The organism is Streptomyces ovatisporus (genome assembly GCF_042653885.1).
GTDB classification, from domain to species: Bacteria; Actinomycetota; Actinomycetes; order Streptomycetales; family Streptomycetaceae; genus Streptomyces; species Streptomyces ovatisporus.
This window is the reverse complement of the sequence record NZ_JBHSFH010000003.1, coordinates 391,057-407,384: the sequence shown is the minus strand read 5'-3', so window position 1 is coordinate 407,384 and position 16,328 is coordinate 391,057. Positions and strand designations below refer to the sequence as shown.

Here is a 16,328-nt window from a genome sequence, read left to right as displayed (position 1 = left end):
CGGAAGGGGGACGGCATGAGCCGCGCACGCGCCCAAGTCCCCTTCAGCCGGGCACAGTTCGAAGAACGTCTCTTCGGGGCGCTGCGCTGGGTGGTGATCGCCTTCCTGGCTCTGATCACCCTGGCGCCCTTCTACTACATGGTGCTGCTGTCGGTGAAACCCATCGACGCCCTTCTCCTCGACCCCGGCCGGCTGTGGGTGAGCACGAAGGAGTTCACCCTCAGCACGTACGAGGAGGTGCTCAAGCCGACGTCCGAAGGCGGCCAGGGCTTCCTCGACATGCTCGCCAACTCGGCGCTCGCCTCGATCGGCGCCGTCGTGCTCACCATGCTCGCCGCGATCCCCGGCAGTTACGCCGTCAGCCGGCTGCGCTTCTTCGGCGGACGGCACATCAGCGCGCTCTTCCTCGCGGTCTACCTCTTCCCGGCGACGCTGCTCGCCGTGCCGCTGTTCGTGATGTTCGCCAGGATGGGGCTCCAGGGCAGCCTCGTCGGCCTCGCGATCGTCTACATCGCGCAGACCGTCCCCGTGTCGATCTACATGATGAAGAACTACTTCATCACCATCCCCTTCAGCATCGAGGAGGCCGCCGCACTGGACGGCTGCTCCCGGCTGCAGACCATCCGCAAGGTCGTACTGCCGCTCGCCGCACCGTCGTTGATGGCGACCGGGCTGTACATCTTCATGATCGCCTGGAACGAGTTCCTCTTCGCGCTGCTCTTCCTGGCCGCCACCCCGGAGAACTGGACGGTCTCCCTCGGCCTCCAGCAGCTCGCCAACGGCATCGAGGTGTCCAAGACGGTGCTGATGGCAGGATCGGTCGTACTGACCATCCCCGTGGTCGTCCTCTTCCTCGCCGCGGAACGGCTGCTGACGGAGGGCCTGACCAGCGGCGCGGACAAGAGCTGAGGAGCAGATGACCGGGAACCAGGCGAGCGCGGGGCATCTGCTGCGCCTCATCCGGGAGGGACGGGCCACCACCCGCGGCGCCCTCCTGAGAGCCACCGGGCTCTCCCGGTCGACCGTCGGGCACCGTCTCGACCAGCTCTTCGCGGCCGGCTGGCTGCGGGAGGGCGAGACGGCTCCGGTCGAGGCGTCCACGGGCGGACGGCCGTCCACGCGGCTGGAGTTCGACGCGGAACACGCCGTCGTCCTCGCAGCCGACCTCGGCACGCGCGACGCCAACGCCGCCGTGACCGACCTCGCCGGCAACGTGCTCGCCGAACACTCCTGCCCGATGCTGCTCGCCGACGGCCCGGACCGCGTACTCGACCGGCTGGCACGGTGGTTCGCGGATCTGCTGGAGAGCAGCGGCACCCCGCACCACCGGGTGTGCGGGGTCGGCCTGTCCGTGCCCGGGCCCGTCGACTGGGCGTCCGGCCTGGTCGTACAGCCGCCCATCATGCCGGGCTGGGACGCCTATCCCGTACGGGAACGGCTCCAGGACGCCTGCTCCCGCCACATCCCCGGCGTCCCGGGCCCGGTGCCCGTACTCGTCGACAACGACGCCAACCTGATGGCCTACGCCGAGCACCGCGCCGGCCACCGCGACTGCGCCGCCTTCGTACTCGTGAAGGTCTCCACGGGCATCGGCGCGGGTGTCGTCGCGGACGGCCGGCTCTACCGCGGCATCGACGGAGGCGCGGGCGACATCGGCCACATCCGGCTCCACGACTGCCCGGACGCGCTGTGCATGTGCGGCTCCTACGGGTGCCTCGCCGCCGTGGCCAGCGGACGTGCCCTGGCCGGGCAGCTGACGGAGGCCGGCATCGAGACGTCCTCGGTGGCAGGCGTGCGCGAGCATCTGGCCGCCGGGCAGCCGGACGCGGTCCGCCTCGCGCGGGAAGCGGGCCGGCGGGTGGGAGAGGTGCTGGTCACCGTCGTCACGCTGCTCAATCCGGGAGTGCTGATGATCGCCGGTGACCTGGCCGGGACGCCGTTCCTCACGGGCGTGCGGGAGCTGCTGTACCAGCGGGCGATGCCTCGCAGCACCTCGCACCTGAACGTGGTCACCTCACGGCTCGGCGAACGCGCGGGGCTCATGGGGGCCGCCACGATGGTCGTCGAGGACCTCTACTCCCCGGAACGTGCCGACGCCCGCCTGGCCGCGCTCGACGCGTGAAGCCCCGCCGAACCGCTGGAACGTCCCCGCCCGGTACGTCCGTACGGAAGGAACGCGCATGACCGCCCCCTGGACAGCGGATCCGATACGGGTCGGCCTCGTCGGAGCCGGACCGTGGGCGCGCACCATGCACGCGCGCATGCTGTCCGCCGGGCCCGAGACCGAGCTCGTGTCGGTCTGGGCACGCAGGCCCGAGGCGGCAGCCCGGATCGCCACGGAGTACGGGGCCACGACGGCGACCTCCTTCGACGAACTCCTCGGCTCCTGCGAGGCGGTGGCCTTCGCGGTGCCGCCCTCCGTCCAGGCGGAACTGGCGGTACGGGCGGCGCGGGCGGGCCGCGCACTGCTGCTGGAGAAACCCCTCGGGCCCGACCTGCTCTCGGCCCGCGCGCTCGCCGACGCGGTGGCGGAGAGCGGCGTGGTCTCCCAGCTCGTGCTCAGCAAGCGCTACCACCCCGCTACCCGCGAATTCCTGGCCCGCGCCCGGCAGTTGGACGTCGCAGGTGCCCGCTCCTGCTTTCTGCACGGGGCGTTCCTCGGCGGCGAGCAGGCCACCTCGTGGCGTCTGGAGCACGGTGCGCTGCTCGATCTCGGTCCGCACCTGCTGGACCTGCTCGACATGGCGGTCTCTCCCGTCACGTCCGTCCGGGCGACGGGTGACACGCGCCGCTGGATCGAGCTGTCGTGCGAGCACGAGAACGGCGCCGTCAGCCAGGCGTCGCTGTCCGGGGCGGTGCGGCTGCCCCGTGCCCGTACGCGCGTCGAGCTGTACGGGCAGGACGAGGAACTGGTCTACGACACCGCAGAGTTCGACCACGAGGACGCATGGCCGGTGCTGCGCCGTGAATTCGCGGCAGCGGTACGTGCCGGGCGTTCCTCGGACATCGACGCGCGTCGCGGCCTGCGGCTCCAGGAGCTGCTGACGCAGGCCCTCGACGGCTCCTCCCGGAGTGCTCACCCCTCCCGCTGATCCTCCGGCCAGGCCCGCCGCGGGCGGACTAGAGGCGGGACCCGGGTGCGGGGGCCGGTGTGGCTCCGGTGCCCTCCCGGAAGCACATGGTGTCCGCATCGTGAGATGACCGCGTCCCTCTTAGGCGTGATCCTCGCCACCTTGATAAGGGTCGCGCTCATATGAGCGCTCAGTTGTGCAGTCCAGTTCCCCAAGGAGCACCCCTGTACTTTACCGAGCCTAGATTCATCTCCCGAAGCTCACGATCACCCAGAGTGAGTGATTCCGGTTCGCCGCTTCCGCTGCGCATCGGTCGCTTCGACTTGTGGAGTCGATCTCTGGGGCCAGATGAGATCAGCGCGACCTTCGATCCCCGGGCGGACGGGTGGTTACCGCCCTATGGCGCATTGCCTGACGTACCTGTGCGCCTTGGATCTGGGTACGCTCCCCGCCGTCAGGGCAGCCGTCCACGAGGGGTCGAGTCGCGTGCCGGATCAGGATGCAGCGCAGAAGTTCGTCTACGACTTCACAGAGGGCAACAAGGACCTCAAGGACCTCCTCGGTGGGAAGGGGGCCAACCTCGCCGAGATGACCAACCTCGGTCTCCCCGTCCCTCCGGGGTTCACCATCACCACCGAGGCGTGCAAGGTCTACCTCGACAGCGGCGCGGAACCCGCCGCGCTCCGCGAGGAGGTGAGCGCCCATCTGGAGGCGCTGGAGCGGAAGATGGGCAAGAAGCTCGGCCAGGCGGACGACCCGCTGCTGGTCTCCGTACGCTCCGGCGCGAAGTTCTCGATGCCCGGGATGATGGACACCGTCCTCAACATCGGGCTCTCCGACGAATCCGTGCACGGGCTCGCGGCGCGGTCCGGCGACGAACGCTTCGCCTGGGACTCCTACCGCCGTCTCATCCAGATGTTCGGCGACACCGTCCTCGGCATGGACGGTGAGGTCTTCTCCGAGGCCCTGGAACAGACGAAGGAGGCCAAGGGCGCCGTCACCGACGTCGAACTGGACGCCGAGGACATGCAGGCGCTGGCGGAGGAGTTCAAGAAGCTGGTCCTCCAGGAGACCGGCCGCGACTTCCCGCAGGAGCCCCGCGAGCAGATGGACCTCGCCGTCAAGGCGGTCTTCGATTCGTGGAACGGCGAGCGCGCCAAGCTCTACCGCCGTCAGGAGCGCATCCCCCACGACCTGGGCACCGCCGTCAACGTCTGCTCCATGGTCTTCGGCAACCTCGGCCCCGACTCGGGCACCGGCGTCGCCTTCACGCGCGACCCCGCCACGGGCCACCAGGGCGTCTACGGCGACTACCTGCAGAACGCCCAGGGCGAGGACGTCGTCGCGGGCATCCGCAACACGGTGCAGCTCGCCGAGCTGGAGCAGCTGGACAAGTCGTCCTACGACCAGCTGATGCAGATCATGGAGACCCTGGAGACGCACTACAGGGACCTGTGCGACATCGAGTTCACCATCGAGAGCGGCAAGTTGTGGATGCTGCAGACGCGCGTCGGCAAGCGCACGGCCGCCGCCGCCTTCCGCATCGCCACGCAACTGGTCGACCAGGGGCTCATCGACGAGGCGGAGGCGCTTCAGCGCGTCAACGGCAACCAGCTCGCACAGCTGATGTTCCCCCGCTTCGACAGCAACGGCGGTGTGCGGGACGCCGACCAGATCGGCTGGGGCATCGCGGCCTCTCCGGGCGCCGCCGTCGGCAAGGCGGTCTTCGACTCGTACACCGCGATCAAGTGGTCCCGCAGTGGGGAGAAGGTCATCCTCATCCGCCGGGAGACCAACCCCGACGACCTGGACGGCATGCTCGCCGCCGAAGGCATCCTCACCTCGCGGGGCGGCAAGACCTCGCACGCCGCCGTCGTCGCCCGCGGGATGGGCAAGACCTGCGTGTGCGGTGCCGAGGAGCTCGAGGTCGACACCAAGCGGCGCTGCCTGAAGACCCCCGAGGGGCGGGTCGTCGAGGAGGGCGACGTCGTCTCGATCGACGGCTCCACCGGAAGGGTGTACGCGGGCGAGGTGCCCGTCGTGCCCTCGCCGGTGGTCGAGTACTTCGAGGGCCGCATGCACGCCGGTGCGGACGACGCCGACGAACTCGTCAAGGCGGTGCACCGGATCATGGCCTACGCGGACCGAGTGCGTCGGCTGCGCGTGCGTGCGAACGCCGACAACGCCGAAGACGCCTCGCGCGCACGCCGGTTCGGCGCCCAGGGCATCGGCCTGTGCCGTACCGAGCACATGTTCCTCGGCGAGCGGCGCAGCCTCGTCGAGCGGCTCATCCTCGCCGACACCGAGGAGGAGCGCGACGAGGCGCTGGAGGCCCTGCTGCCGCTGCAGAAGGGCGACTTCGTCGAGCTGCTGGAGTCGATGGACGGGCTGCCGGTGACGGTCCGTCTGCTGGACCCGCCGCTGCACGAGTTCCTGCCCGACATCACCGAACTCTCCGTCCGGGTGGCACTCGCCGAGTCCCGCAAGGACGCGAACGAGAACGACCTGCGTCTCCTCCAGGCCGTGCACCGGCTGCACGAGCAGAACCCGATGCTGGGGCTGCGGGGCGTACGTCTGGGGCTCGTCGTACCCGGCCTGTTCACCATGCAGGTACGCGCCATCGCGGAGGCGGCGGCCGAACGCAGGGCAAGCGGCGGCGACCCGCGTGCGGAGATCATGATTCCGCTGGTCGGCACCGTGCAGGAACTGGAGATCGTCCGCGAGGAGGCCGAAGCCGTCATCACGGAGGTCGAGGAGCGGCACGCGGTGGAGCTGAACCTCACGCTCGGCACGATGATCGAACTGCCTCGGGCGGCGCTGACGGCGGGCCAGATCGCGGAGTCCGCGGACTTCTTCTCCTTCGGCACCAACGACCTCACACAGACCGTGTGGGCCTTCAGCCGCGACGACGTGGAGGCCAGCTTCTTCACGGCGTACCTGGAGAAGGGCATCTTCGGCGTTTCGCCGTTCGAGACCATCGACAAGGACGGCGTGGGCGAACTCGTACGCCGAGCGGTCGAGGACGGACGTGCCACGCGGCCCGACCTCAAGCTCGGCGTCTGCGGCGAACACGGCGGTGACCCCGAGTCGGTGCACTTCTTTCACGAGGTGGGCCTCGACTACGTCTCCTGCTCGCCGTTCCGCATCCCGGTCGCCCGGCTGGAGGCGGGGCGCGCGGCGGCGGACTCCTGACAGCACGGCTTCCGGAGCTCCCAGCTCCGGAGGCTTTCCGGCCAGGCCGCTTGCGGGCCTGATCCCCCTGGCCGCCGCCCGCCCACCCTCACCGGCGGAGGACGGCCAGGGGACCCGAAAGGGGCGGCACCTGTGCGGAGGTGCCGCCCCTTCATCTCGGTCCTGGGGCGATTTCCGTAGACCTGCCCTGACCTGCGTATTTCTCGTGGGCTGATCCCGGTGGCCCCGGCGAGCGCCGAATCCGGTGTGCCCCCCGGAGTGCCCTGTCCGGCCGGGGAGGCGGAAGCCCCCGCCGTCAGACCGCGGCTTTCCGCCGCTTCCGGGCAGCGGGGTCCGCCGTACCGGCGTCGGTGATCGGCCGGCGCATGCGCAGCAGTACGAGTGCCGCCGTGGCCAGCAGGGCGCCCGCGCCGACCCACAGGGCGAGGTGCAGTCCGGCGACGAACGATTCCTCGACGGCCCGGCCCAGTCCGGCCGGCAGTGCGCCGGTGCTGCCGAGGCCGGTGCCGCCACCGGCCGTCACGGAGTGCGCGACACCGTCCGCCGCGGCGCCGGCGGGCAGTTCGTCGCGCAGCGCGGCTGCGAAGCGCGCGGTCAGTACCGCCCCCATCACCGCCACCCCGGCCACCCCGCCGACCTCACGGAGCATGTTGACGGTTGCCGAGGCCATGCCCGCCCGCTCGGGTTCCGCTCCCTCCAGTACGGCGATGGAGGTGGAGGCGACCGTCATGCCGAAGCCGGTGCCGAGCAGGGGCATGAGCCAGCCGAACTCGGCGAAGGCGGCGTCGGCCCCGTGGAACGTCAGACCGGCGAGTCCCGTCCCGAGCAGCACCAGCCCGCCCGCCAGCGGAAGCCGGGAACCGAAGCGGGCGCAGATGCGGCCGGTCAGGAACGCGGTGAGGCCGGTGAAGACGGTCGCGGGCAGCATGGCGAGACCGGCGGAGGTGGCGGACCAGCCGAGGACGTACTGGAGGTACATCGTGAGGAACACGGTCAGGCCGAAGAAGCCGAATCCGACGGTGAATCCGGACAGTGCGGCGGTACCCGTCGTGCGGGCCGTCAGCAGCCGGAGGTCCAGCATGGGTGCCGCGACGCGCCGCTCGATGGCGACGAAGGCGGTCAGGGTCACGATGCTGACGGCGAGGCCGCCGACGACCAGCGGATGGGTCCAGCCGTGTACGGGGCCCTCGATCAGGGTCAGGACCAGAGCGGCGAGCCCCGTCACGGCGGTGAGCTGCCCGGCGGTATCGGGCTTCGCCCTGGAGCGCGGCACCTCCGGCAGGACCCGGGCGGCCACGGCGAGTCCGACGATGCCGACAGGGACGTTGATCCAGAAGGCGCCGGCCCAGCCGAAGTTGTCGACCAGCGGGCCGCCGAGAACCGGACCGATGGCCAGTCCGGCGCCGGAGACCCCGCTGTTGATGCCGATCGCTCTGGCACGTTCCGCGGGTTCGGTGAAGACGTGCCGCAAGATCGACAGCGTGCCGGGAGTGAGGGCGGCGGCGCCCACTCCCTGCACCGCGCGGCCGGTTGTCAGCAGCTCCACGCTCTGAGCGAGAGCGCACAGCCCGGACCCGGCCGTGAAGAGGGCGAGCCCCACGAGATAGACGCGGCGCCGGCCGTACCGGTCGCCGAGCGTCCCGCCGGTCAGCAGGAGCGCGGCGAAGACGACGCTGTAGGCCTCGACGACCCATTGCAGCCCGGACGTTCCGGACCGCAGATCTGTGCCGATGGCCGGCAGGGCCGTGGTCACCACGAGGTTGTCGAGCATCGCCATGAACAGGCCGGTGCACAGAGTCGTCAGAACGACCCGTTTGCGAGCTGCCGAGTACGCCATGACCGAACCTTCCACGAACCTGCCCGGCAGCGTCCAGTTCGGGTGCGGGGGCCGGCGGACCGGCGCCCGGCGGCGAACTTGCGGCGCTGTACTGGTCGTGCGGGCCGTACGGGTCCGTGGTGGCGGAGAGCGCCGCAGTCCGGGAGAGAGCTCTCCCTCCGCCGGGCGGATGTTCCTACAGTTCCGCGCCGATCCGTTCGGCTGTCTGCTGGAGCAGCGGCACCAGTTCGGCGGCTCGCGCGACGTCCATCCGCGTGCTCGGCGCGGAGACCGTCACCGCGGCCACGCAGGTGCCGAACCGGTCGTGGACGGGAACGCCCACACCGTGCACGCCGCTGACGCTCTCGTCGATGTTGAGGGCGTAGCCCCGGGCCCGGGTGGCGACCAGATCGTCCAGGAGGGCGTTCACATCGGGAAGAGTGGCCGGGGTCAGCCGCGACAGTCCGCGGCGGTAGCGGGTACGGGCGGCTTCCGGGGAGAGTTCCGCGAGCAGCGCCTTGCCGCCGGCGGTCGCGTAGGCGGGGACACGGTCTCCCGTGCGGGTGCCGACGCGGAGCGGGTGCGGGCCTTCGACACCGTCGGCGAAGCGTGAGTCCGGTCCGTCGAGGACGAGGAGGTTGGACGTCTCGGCTGCCGCGTCGCGCAGGCGGACGAGATGGGGGTGCGCGACCCGTAGGAGCGCCGGTTCGTCCACGGGGCCCCGGGTGAGGCCGAGCAGGACGGGGCCCAGGCGGTAGCGGCGGCCGGCGGGTTCCTGCTCGACGAAGCCGTGGCCGCGCAGTGTCGCCAGCAGCCGGTGCGCGGTGGAGCGGGCGACGCCCAGGTGATCGCTGATGTCCGTGACGCGGGCGTGCTGATGCCCGCGCAGATAGACGAGCGTCCGCAGCGCGTTGTCGACGGAGCTCGCCGTGTAGGCGTCACCCTGCGGATTGTTCGACATAGCAGAAAAGTTTACTCCTCATATTCCGCCCACCACACCGTGAGCCTAACTTGGCCCCGCCTGCCGTCCCCACGCATGCGGCCCGGGCGTCCGTCACCGCACCAACCGCCACGGAGAACCGGAGAACCCATGAAAGCCGTACCGGGAGACCCCTCTTCGGCCGAGCAGGGCACGGAGAGCGCGGAGACCACGGAGTTCACGGAGACCACGGAAAGCACAGAAACGGGTGGGCGCCGCCGATGGCGCTCCTGGCACACCCTGTGGGTGCTGCTGCTGCTCGGCTGGACGGTGAGCGCCGCCGACCGGGCGGTCACCGGCCCCGTAGTGACGTGGATGATCGAGAACGGGGTGGGGTTCCTCGCCGACGCGGAGAACCCGCACGCACTCGGCGGCCTCGTCGGCGGTCTCTTCTTCGCGGGCTACATGCTCACGCAGTTCCCGGGCGGCTACCTCGGCGACCGCTACGGGCACCGCACGCTCATCGTCGTCAGCCTGCTGTGGGCGGGTGTGGCGACGGTACTCACCGGGTTCATCGGCGGCCTCGTCGCGTTCATCGTCGTACGCGTCGTCACCGGCCTGGGCGAGGGCGCCTTCTACTCGAACGACCGGACCCTGATCACCGCGACGACACCCGAGCGCGACCGCAGCCTGGCGATGGGCGTCGTCATCACGGGACTGTCCATCGGCATCACCGTCGCGATCGTCTTCACCCCCGAACTCGTGGAGTTCGGCGAGCTCTTCCTGGAGCACGTCGAGGCGTGGCGGATGGTCTTCTGGGTGCTGGGGGTGGCGACCGTCGTGGTGGGCGTGGTCGTCGGGTGGTGGTTCCGCGCGCACCTGACGTTCTCCGGGCTGACCCGGGCGACGCTGCACCTGGGCGTGTACGCCGCCGTCTCGCTGGGTCTCGTCATGGCCGTCTACTGGCTGGGGACGAGCGCGGGCCTGTCCGAGCTCTGGGTCGCGCTGCTCGAAGTCGCCCTCGCCGTCGGCCTGGTGCTCTTCGCGCTGGCCCGCAAGGGCACCGAGATCGGACCGGTCATCAAAAACCGCGACCTGTTCCTGCTGTACGTCTGCAACATCGCGATCCTGTGGAACCTGTGGTTCTTCAGCTTCTGGTCCGTCTCGATCGTCGCCGGAGCCGCGGACTCCACCTTCATGAACGCCGCTCTGACCGCCGGGTTCAACGCGGGCGCCGGCATCCTCGGCTTCCCCGCGGGCGGCTGGCTCTCGGACCACGGGCTGCGGCGCGGCTGGGGACGCAAGGGCATGATGCTGACCTTCACCGGCGTCCAGGCGGTGCTGACGCTGGCCTTCGCCTGGTATCTCAGCGCGGCGGCCCACCCGTCCCTGTGGGTCATGGGTCTGCTGCTGTTCACAGCGAGCCTGTTCTTCAACGCGCTGCAGCCGGTCGGTCATGCGCTGACAGCCGAACTGGCACCGGCGCGGCTGCGCGGGTCCGCGTTCGGCATGGAGAACCTCATCGGCGAGATGGGCGCGGTGCTCTCCCCTGCGATCAGCGGGGTGCTCCGCGACAAGACGGGCGGATGGGCGGCCGCGGTGTGGATGGACGCGGCCATCGTCGTCGTCGGCTTCTGCATCCTCACGCAGGTCCGCTACCGGCCCCCGGCCGACGTCTGAGGCGTCCTGCCGCACACTCCGCCCGACAGCTGACGCGCCTTCCGGCTCCGCGCCAGACGCGGGGCCGGAGCCACCGTGAACCAGGAGGCTCCTCAGCCATGCCCACCGTCCGTGAGGCCGCCCTGGAGGTCATGCGCCGCTACGGCCTGACCACCGTGTTCGCCAACCCCGGCTCCACGGAGGTGCCCTTCCTCGCCGGTCTCCCGGACGACATCCGCTTCGTCCTCGCTCTCCACGAGGGTTCCGTCGTGGGGGCGGCGACGGGTTACGCCATCGCCCGGGACGCCCCCGCTCTCGCTCTGCTGCACACCACCGCGGGACTGGGCAACGCCGTGGGAGCCCTGTCCACCGCTCGCGTCAACAGAGCACCGCTGGTGGTGGTCGTGGGGCAGCAGGACCGCCGGCACCTGGCCCAGGAGCCGTTCCTCGCGGGGCACCTGGAGCAGCTGGCCGGCGAGTATCCCGTACGGACGGAGACGCCGCCCCGAGCCCAGGACGTGCCCGGGGCCCTCGCCCGCGCCGTACACGCTGCCCGTGCGTTTCGCGGGCCCGCCCTCGTCATCGTGCCCATGGACGACTGGGCGCAGCCCGCCGAGGACCTGCCGCTCCCGGCTCCCGCCGAGCTGCGCCTGTCCGCGGCGGCCGACACCGCAGCAGCAGGCGAGGTAGCCGCTCTCCTCGACGGCGCCTCGGCCCCCGCCCTGGTGGTGGGCGCGGGAGCGGACCACGCCGTCACCTGGGATGCTCTGACGGTGCTGGCCGAACGGCTGGACTGCGACGTGTGGCAGGAGTCCTTCGGCGCACGGGCGGGCTTCCCGCAGGACCATCCGTGCTTCGCGGGACATCTGCCGGCGGACCGCCCCCGGCTGCGGGCGGCCCTGGCTCCCTACGATCTCGTGCTGACCGTCGGTGCGCCCGTCTTCCGTCAGTACCCCTACGAGAGCGGGCCCCTGGCAGGGCACGGTACGCGGCTGGCGCTCGTCACGGACGACCCGGCGGAGGCGCTGCGGGCACCGGTGGAACTGGCGGTCGTGGCCGGACTGCCGCCCTTCTGCACGGCGTTGACGGAGGCGGTCGGTACGGGGACCGGCCGTGGGCCGGGCGCCGGGCGCCGGCAGGCGTCGTCGCCGTCCCCGCGCCCGCGGCGGGAACGCCCGGCTCCGCCGCCCCCGCCCGGTGCGGGTGAGCCGCTGCGCGCCGCGCACGTACTGGCTGCGCTGGCGCGGCTGCTCCCGCCCGAGACGGTGCTGGTCGAGGAGACCCCGTCGAGCCGTCCGGACCTGCATGCCCTGGTGCCCGCGCGGCGTCCGCTGGGCTTCCTCAGCGCGGCGATGGGCGCGCTCGGCTTCGCGCTGCCGGCGGCCGTCGGGGTGCGGCTGGGGGCGCCGGAACGTCCCGTGGTCGCCGTGGTGGGGGACGGGTCGTCGCTCTATCAGATCCAGGCGCTGTGGACGGCCGCGCACTACCGGGTCGGTGTGCTCTTCGTCGTCCTCGCCAACGGGAGGTACGCGATCATGGACCGGCTCGCCGAGAAGGCGGAGCGGACCGCGCCCTGGCCCGCGTTCGAGGAGGTCGGCGTCGCCGCTGCTGCCCGCTCCCTGGGCTGCCCGGCGCGCCGCGTGAGCGATCACGAGGCGCTCCGGTCCGAGCTGGAGGAGCTGCTGCCGGACCTCGCAGGGAGAAGCGGTCCGCTGGTGCTGGAGGTCGAGGTGGAGGCGGACGGGAACTTCCAGCGCTGACGAGCGGAGGCCGCCCGGAGGGCGGGAACAGGCCGGACAGACCGGAGGGGCGGCGCCCGCACGCGTGACACGTGCAGGCGCCGCCCCCTCCGTGTGCGGTGCCGGTGGACCGCCCCTTCCGCCGGGCGCCCGGTGGCGTCAGAGGCCGATGCCGTGCTGGCGCAGGTAGCCGACGGGGTCGATGTCCGAGCCGTAGGCGGGGCCGTTGCGGACCTCGAAGTGCAGGTGCGGGCCCGTGGCGTTGCCGGTCGCGCCGACTGCACCGATCTGCTCGCCCGCGGACACCTCCTCGCCGGCACGGACGGAGACCGACGAAAGGTGTCCGTACTGGCTGTACTTGCCGTCGTCGTGCCTGATCACGACCTGGTTGCCGTACGAACCGCCCCAGCCCGCCTGTACGACGATGCCGGGCGAGACGGCCTTCACTCCGGTGCCGGTCGAGGCCGAGAAGTCGACACCTGTGTGCTTGCCGCTGGACCAGCTGCTGCCGGAAGCCCCGTACGGAGTGCTCGTACCGCCGCTCACGGGTGCGGCGAATCCGGAGGAGTCCTGGTCCGCGGAGGACTTGGTGGCGCTGGACTTCTCCGCGGTGGCGCCGGAGTCCTGGGCGGGCTTGTCGGCGGAGGGCTTCGCCCCGGAGCCGCCGCCCTTCAGGGTGAGCTTCTGCCCCGGCAGGATCAGGTCCGGGTCACCGCCGACGGTCTCGCGGTTGGCGTCGTAGAGCTTCTTCCAGCCGCCCTCGATGTTCTCGTCGGTGGCGATCCGGTAGAGCGTGTCACCGCGGGAGACGGTGTGGAAGCGCGAGCCCTGCTGCTTCGACTTCGAGGCGTCCTCGGCCTTGTCCTGCTCGGGCTTCGCCTTCTGCTGCTCCTTCTGCGCGGACTGCGAACCGGAGCCGCTGTCGGGCGAGATGTCGGGGGCACCGCTGTTCCGGGTCAGACCGGCCTTCGGGCCGCACAGCGGCCACGCCTTGGGACCCTGCCCCGCGAGCACCTTCTCGGCGATGGCGATCTGCTGGTCCTTGGTCGCCTGGTCGGCGCGCGGCGCGTACTTCGTGCCGCCGAAGCTCGACCAGGTGCTCTGGGTGAACTGCAGACCACCGTGGAAACCGTTGCCGTTGTTGATGGACCAGTTGCCCGACGACTCGCACTCGGCGACCTTGTCCCAGGTGCTCACCGAAGCGGCGTGGGCATTGCCCGTACCGACGAGTGGAAGGGCGATACCGGCGGCGCCGCCCGCGGTGATGGCGAGCGAGGCACGCGACATTCTCCGTGAGATGCGGCGATTGGACTGACGACGGTGACGACCGCGTCCGGACATAGGGCAGTTCCTCTCCTACGCCTGCGAGGTGAGCTGTCGGATTCGGGCTGGAGTTGCCCGGCCCACGCGAATACGAGGGGGTATTCGCGTACGGCTTCACCCCAAGCCGCACGTGCGACCAGCCACGTACGGCACTTACCTGGTTCCCCCACTCCTGCCGCAGGGATTGCGTGATTGCCCGAGCCGGGCGGCAGGATTCGGCGTCCCGGCGGCGGGACCACCGTTCGGGAGTCGCGGTGGCGACCGCACGTTAAGCAGAACGAATTCGTCACCACAAGAAAGCAGACAGATCTCTCAGAAGGAAAAGATCACTGAATAGGGCATCTACCGGCGCATGAGCAGTCAAGTCGCCTTGCTGAACAGGCGAATTGAGTGGCGCCCTCATCCGCCGGGGACATTCGTGTGACGCTGCTCACGAATTGTCTGTGGTGGGTGTCACGCCGTCCCCGGCCGTCCGGTCTCCCTCCGGGGAGGCTTTCTGCCACCCGAGCGGCCCGAGCGGGTGGTACCGCCGTTCCGGCCGCCCCGTCATGCCGTACCGGAGCGTGACCCGCGCCGTTCCGGTCGAGACGAAGTGCTCCAGATAGCGCCGGGCGCTGACACGGGAGAGCCCGCTGCGCGCGGCGCATTCGGAGGCCGAGACCCCCGCGCCCTGGGGACCGGCCTCCAGGGCCGTCCGCACGAGTCCCGCCGTCTGCTCGGTCAGGCCCTTCGGAAGTCTGGCGGGGCCGGCCTCCGGTCCGGACACCCCGTGGGCGGACGTGGGCACAGCCCCGGCGCCCACGGTGCCCCCGCCGGGGGCTGCGTCCGTGCCGCCGTGCGCGTCGGCCGTCCGGGCGGTGCCGCTGCCGGCCCCCTCGGCGAACAGCCTGTCCACGTCGTCCTGTTGCGGTGCGTGCAGGGTGGCCAGAGCGGCACGGTGCTCCGCGTATCTGCGGAGACGCTCCTTGAGCAGCTGCCCCTCGAAGGGCTTGATGATGTACTGCACCGCTCCGCCGCGCTGCGCGCCGCGCACTGTCTCGGCGTCCCGTGCGGCCGTGACGACCAGGACGTCCGGACCCTCCTCGGGGGCGGCGCCGCCGCGCAGTTCGCGCAGCACCTCGAGGCCCGGCAGGTCGGGCAGATACATGTCCAGCAGCACGAGGTCGGGCTGGAGTTCCCGCACAGCCGCCAGCGCGTCGGTGCCGCTGTGCACGGCCCCGGCGACCGTGAAGCCGGGGACCTGCCCGACGAGGGTGCTGTGCAGCCGGGCGACCATGAAGTCGTCGTCGACGACCAGCACGCGGATCATCGTCTGCCTCCTCTCCCTGCGCCGGGACCGCGGGCTGCCGCCCGGGTGCTGCCGGACCGCCGCCGGGCGCCGGACCGCCGGCCGAACCGTGCCGTGCTCGCCGGGGGTGCGCCGGGACGTGCTGCCGGATGTTCCACTGCACGCGCGGCTTCCCGCTCCGTCGCAGGCCACTATGGCCGACAGCGGGCCGTGCACCAAGGGCGGGCCCTCTCCCGCACGGCCCCCCCGTGCATCCCACCGCACGTGCCGCCCGGCGGTCACAGACCCTGATAGGTGACGCCAGTCAGACGCTCCGAGGCCGCCCACAGCTGGCCTGCGGCGATGTCGTTGCGCGTCCACGACGCCCGCCAGGACGGTCCAGGACCGCCCCGCACGCCGAGGATGCGCGGCCCGAAGAAGGAGTCGCCGTGGACGTACGGCGCTGTGGCGGCGTACAGCGAAGGCGCCGCGCCCTGGTCGGCGGAGGTGCCGAACACACTGTTGGAGAGCCGCGCGAGACGTTCGCGCAGCACGCTCCCGGCCAGCTGCGCTCCCCTGACCTGGAGTTCGGTCGAGGCATAACCGGGATGGGCCGCGGCGGCGGTCAGGTCGAGCCCCTTGTGGTCCGCGCGGTGCGCGAGCTCGCGGACGAAGAGGAGGTTGGCGGTCTTCGACGCGGCGTAGGCGACCATGGGGCGGTAGCGGCGCTCGCTGCTGAGGTCGTTGATGTCGATGTTGGACAGTACGTGCGCCATGCTCGAGACCGTCACCACACGAGCGCCGGGGGCGGCCAGCAGCCGCTCCAACAGCAGCCCCGTCAGGGCGAAGTGACCGAGATGGTTGACGGCGAACTGCGTCTCGACACCGTCCACTGTCCGTGCGTAGGGCACCGCCATCACGCCTGCGTTGTTGATCAGCAGGTCGATCCGTTCGTACGGCAGTGCCTCGGCGAAGCTCTGCACGGACGCCAGGTCCGCCAGATCCAGCACGCGCAGTTCAACCTGTGCCTCCGGGACCTGCGAGAGCAGTCTGTCGAGCGCTGCGGCACCCCGCTGCTCGCTGCGGCAGGCGAGCACCACGCGGGCCCCCCGCCGGGCCAGTTCGCGCGCAGTGACGTAGCCGATGCCGCTGTTGGCGCCGGTCACCACGGCGGTACGGCCGCTCTGGTCGGGGATGCTGCGCGCAGTCCAGCTCATGCGAATCAGCGTATGGCGGGCCGCCCGTGAGCGCGAGGGAGCGTCGAGGGCGCGGCTCCCTCGACGTAGCCGCCCGGTCCGCTTTCCGTGCCTCGGTGCGTCCGCGCGTCCGTCTTTCCGCGCGC

General features: G+C 71.2%; 11 protein-coding genes and 1 riboswitch. Of the genes, 6 read left to right on the top strand and 5 right to left on the bottom strand.

The genetic code is table 11. From position 1 onward, the window contains the following. Positions 1-15: 15 nt before the first annotated feature. From ACFPA8_RS03415 to ppdK, 4 genes are all read left to right on the top strand, one after another. On the top strand, positions 16-909 hold the full coding sequence (locus ACFPA8_RS03415) for a carbohydrate ABC transporter permease (protein WP_386441994.1): 894 nt from the start codon (positions 16-18) through the stop codon (positions 907-909). 7 nt (positions 910-916) lie between these two features. Next, positions 917-2,122 (top strand): ROK family transcriptional regulator, encoded by a 1,206-nt coding sequence (locus ACFPA8_RS03410; protein ID WP_386441991.1) that lies wholly within the window; start codon positions 917-919, stop codon positions 2,120-2,122. 58 nt (positions 2,123-2,180) lie between these two features. Then, a complete protein-coding gene (locus ACFPA8_RS03405; RefSeq protein ID WP_386441988.1) occupies positions 2,181-3,092 on the top strand; it encodes a Gfo/Idh/MocA family protein in 912 nt (303 codons plus the stop codon). 378 nt (positions 3,093-3,470) lie between these two features. Continuing rightward, positions 3,471-6,263 (top strand): pyruvate, phosphate dikinase, encoded by a 2,793-nt coding sequence (gene ppdK, locus ACFPA8_RS03400; RefSeq protein WP_386441985.1) that lies wholly within the window; start codon positions 3,471-3,473, stop codon positions 6,261-6,263. Positions 6,264-6,558: 295 nt separating this feature from the next. Here ppdK and ACFPA8_RS03395 read toward each other — a convergent pair whose 3' ends face one another. Beyond that, positions 6,559-8,100, bottom strand: a complete 1,542-nt coding sequence (locus ACFPA8_RS03395; RefSeq protein ID WP_386441983.1) for an MFS transporter — start codon at positions 8,098-8,100, stop codon at positions 6,559-6,561. Between the two features lie 175 nt (positions 8,101-8,275). Continuing rightward, positions 8,276-9,040: an IclR family transcriptional regulator gene (locus ACFPA8_RS03390; RefSeq protein WP_386441980.1), complete on the bottom strand. Its 765-nt coding sequence runs from the start codon at positions 9,038-9,040 to the stop codon at positions 8,276-8,278. A 129-nt stretch (positions 9,041-9,169) separates the two neighbouring features. Here ACFPA8_RS03390 and ACFPA8_RS03385 point away from each other — a divergent pair, with 129 nt between their 5' ends. Further along, a complete protein-coding gene (locus ACFPA8_RS03385; RefSeq protein ID WP_386441978.1) occupies positions 9,170-10,678 on the top strand; it encodes an MFS transporter in 1,509 nt (502 codons plus the stop codon). A 98-nt stretch (positions 10,679-10,776) separates the two neighbouring features. Beyond that, the gene (locus ACFPA8_RS03380; RefSeq protein ID WP_386441976.1) at positions 10,777-12,417 is read left to right on the top strand and encodes a thiamine pyrophosphate-dependent enzyme; all 1,641 of its coding nucleotides are present in this window, start codon (positions 10,777-10,779) and stop codon (positions 12,415-12,417) included. A gap of 138 nt (positions 12,418-12,555) precedes the next feature. On the opposite strand, the gene ACFPA8_RS03375 is transcribed toward ACFPA8_RS03380, so the two are convergent. The 3 genes from ACFPA8_RS03375 to ACFPA8_RS03365 all read right to left on the bottom strand — a co-directional run bounded on the left by ACFPA8_RS03375 (position 12,556) and on the right by ACFPA8_RS03365 (position 16,203). Continuing rightward, on the bottom strand, positions 12,556-13,737 hold the full coding sequence (locus ACFPA8_RS03375) for a transglycosylase family protein (RefSeq protein WP_386441973.1): 1,182 nt from the start codon (positions 13,735-13,737) through the stop codon (positions 12,556-12,558). A gap of 3 nt (positions 13,738-13,740) precedes the next feature. Then, positions 13,741-13,920, bottom strand: a riboswitch (cyclic di-AMP (ydaO/yuaA leader). 229 nt (positions 13,921-14,149) lie between these two features. After that, a complete protein-coding gene (locus tag ACFPA8_RS03370) occupies positions 14,150-15,028 on the bottom strand; it encodes a response regulator (RefSeq protein ID WP_386441970.1) in 879 nt (292 codons plus the stop codon). A 257-nt stretch (positions 15,029-15,285) separates the two neighbouring features. Continuing rightward, the gene (locus tag ACFPA8_RS03365) at positions 15,286-16,203 is read right to left on the bottom strand and encodes an oxidoreductase (RefSeq protein ID WP_386441968.1); all 918 of its coding nucleotides are present in this window, start codon (positions 16,201-16,203) and stop codon (positions 15,286-15,288) included. Positions 16,204-16,328 lie beyond the last annotated feature (125 nt).

Bases quoted from the DNA above. Each gene is read 5' to 3' on its own strand.
- ACFPA8_RS03365 (WP_386441968.1), bottom strand. From the start codon at position 16,203: ATGAGCTGGACTGCGCGCAGCATCCCCGACCAGAGCGGCCGTACCGCC.
- ACFPA8_RS03375 (WP_386441973.1), bottom strand. From the start codon at position 13,737: ATGTCCGGACGCGGTCGTCACCGTCGTCAGTCCAATCGCCGCATCTCA.
- ACFPA8_RS03385 (WP_386441978.1), top strand. From the start codon at position 9,170: ATGAAAGCCGTACCGGGAGACCCCTCTTCGGCCGAGCAGGGCACGGAG.
- ppdK (WP_386441985.1), top strand. From the start codon at position 3,471: ATGGCGCATTGCCTGACGTACCTGTGCGCCTTGGATCTGGGTACGCTC.
- ACFPA8_RS03390 (WP_386441980.1), bottom strand. From the start codon at position 9,040: ATGTCGAACAATCCGCAGGGTGACGCCTACACGGCGAGCTCCGTCGAC.
- ACFPA8_RS03395 (WP_386441983.1), bottom strand. From the start codon at position 8,100: ATGGCGTACTCGGCAGCTCGCAAACGGGTCGTTCTGACGACTCTGTGC.
- ACFPA8_RS03410 (WP_386441991.1), top strand. From the start codon at position 917: ATGACCGGGAACCAGGCGAGCGCGGGGCATCTGCTGCGCCTCATCCGG.
- ACFPA8_RS03405 (WP_386441988.1), top strand. From the start codon at position 2,181: ATGACCGCCCCCTGGACAGCGGATCCGATACGGGTCGGCCTCGTCGGA.
- ACFPA8_RS03415 (WP_386441994.1), top strand. From the start codon at position 16: ATGAGCCGCGCACGCGCCCAAGTCCCCTTCAGCCGGGCACAGTTCGAA.
- ACFPA8_RS03370 (WP_386441970.1), bottom strand. From the start codon at position 15,028: ATGATCCGCGTGCTGGTCGTCGACGACGACTTCATGGTCGCCCGGCTG.
- ACFPA8_RS03380 (WP_386441976.1), top strand. From the start codon at position 10,777: ATGCCCACCGTCCGTGAGGCCGCCCTGGAGGTCATGCGCCGCTACGGC.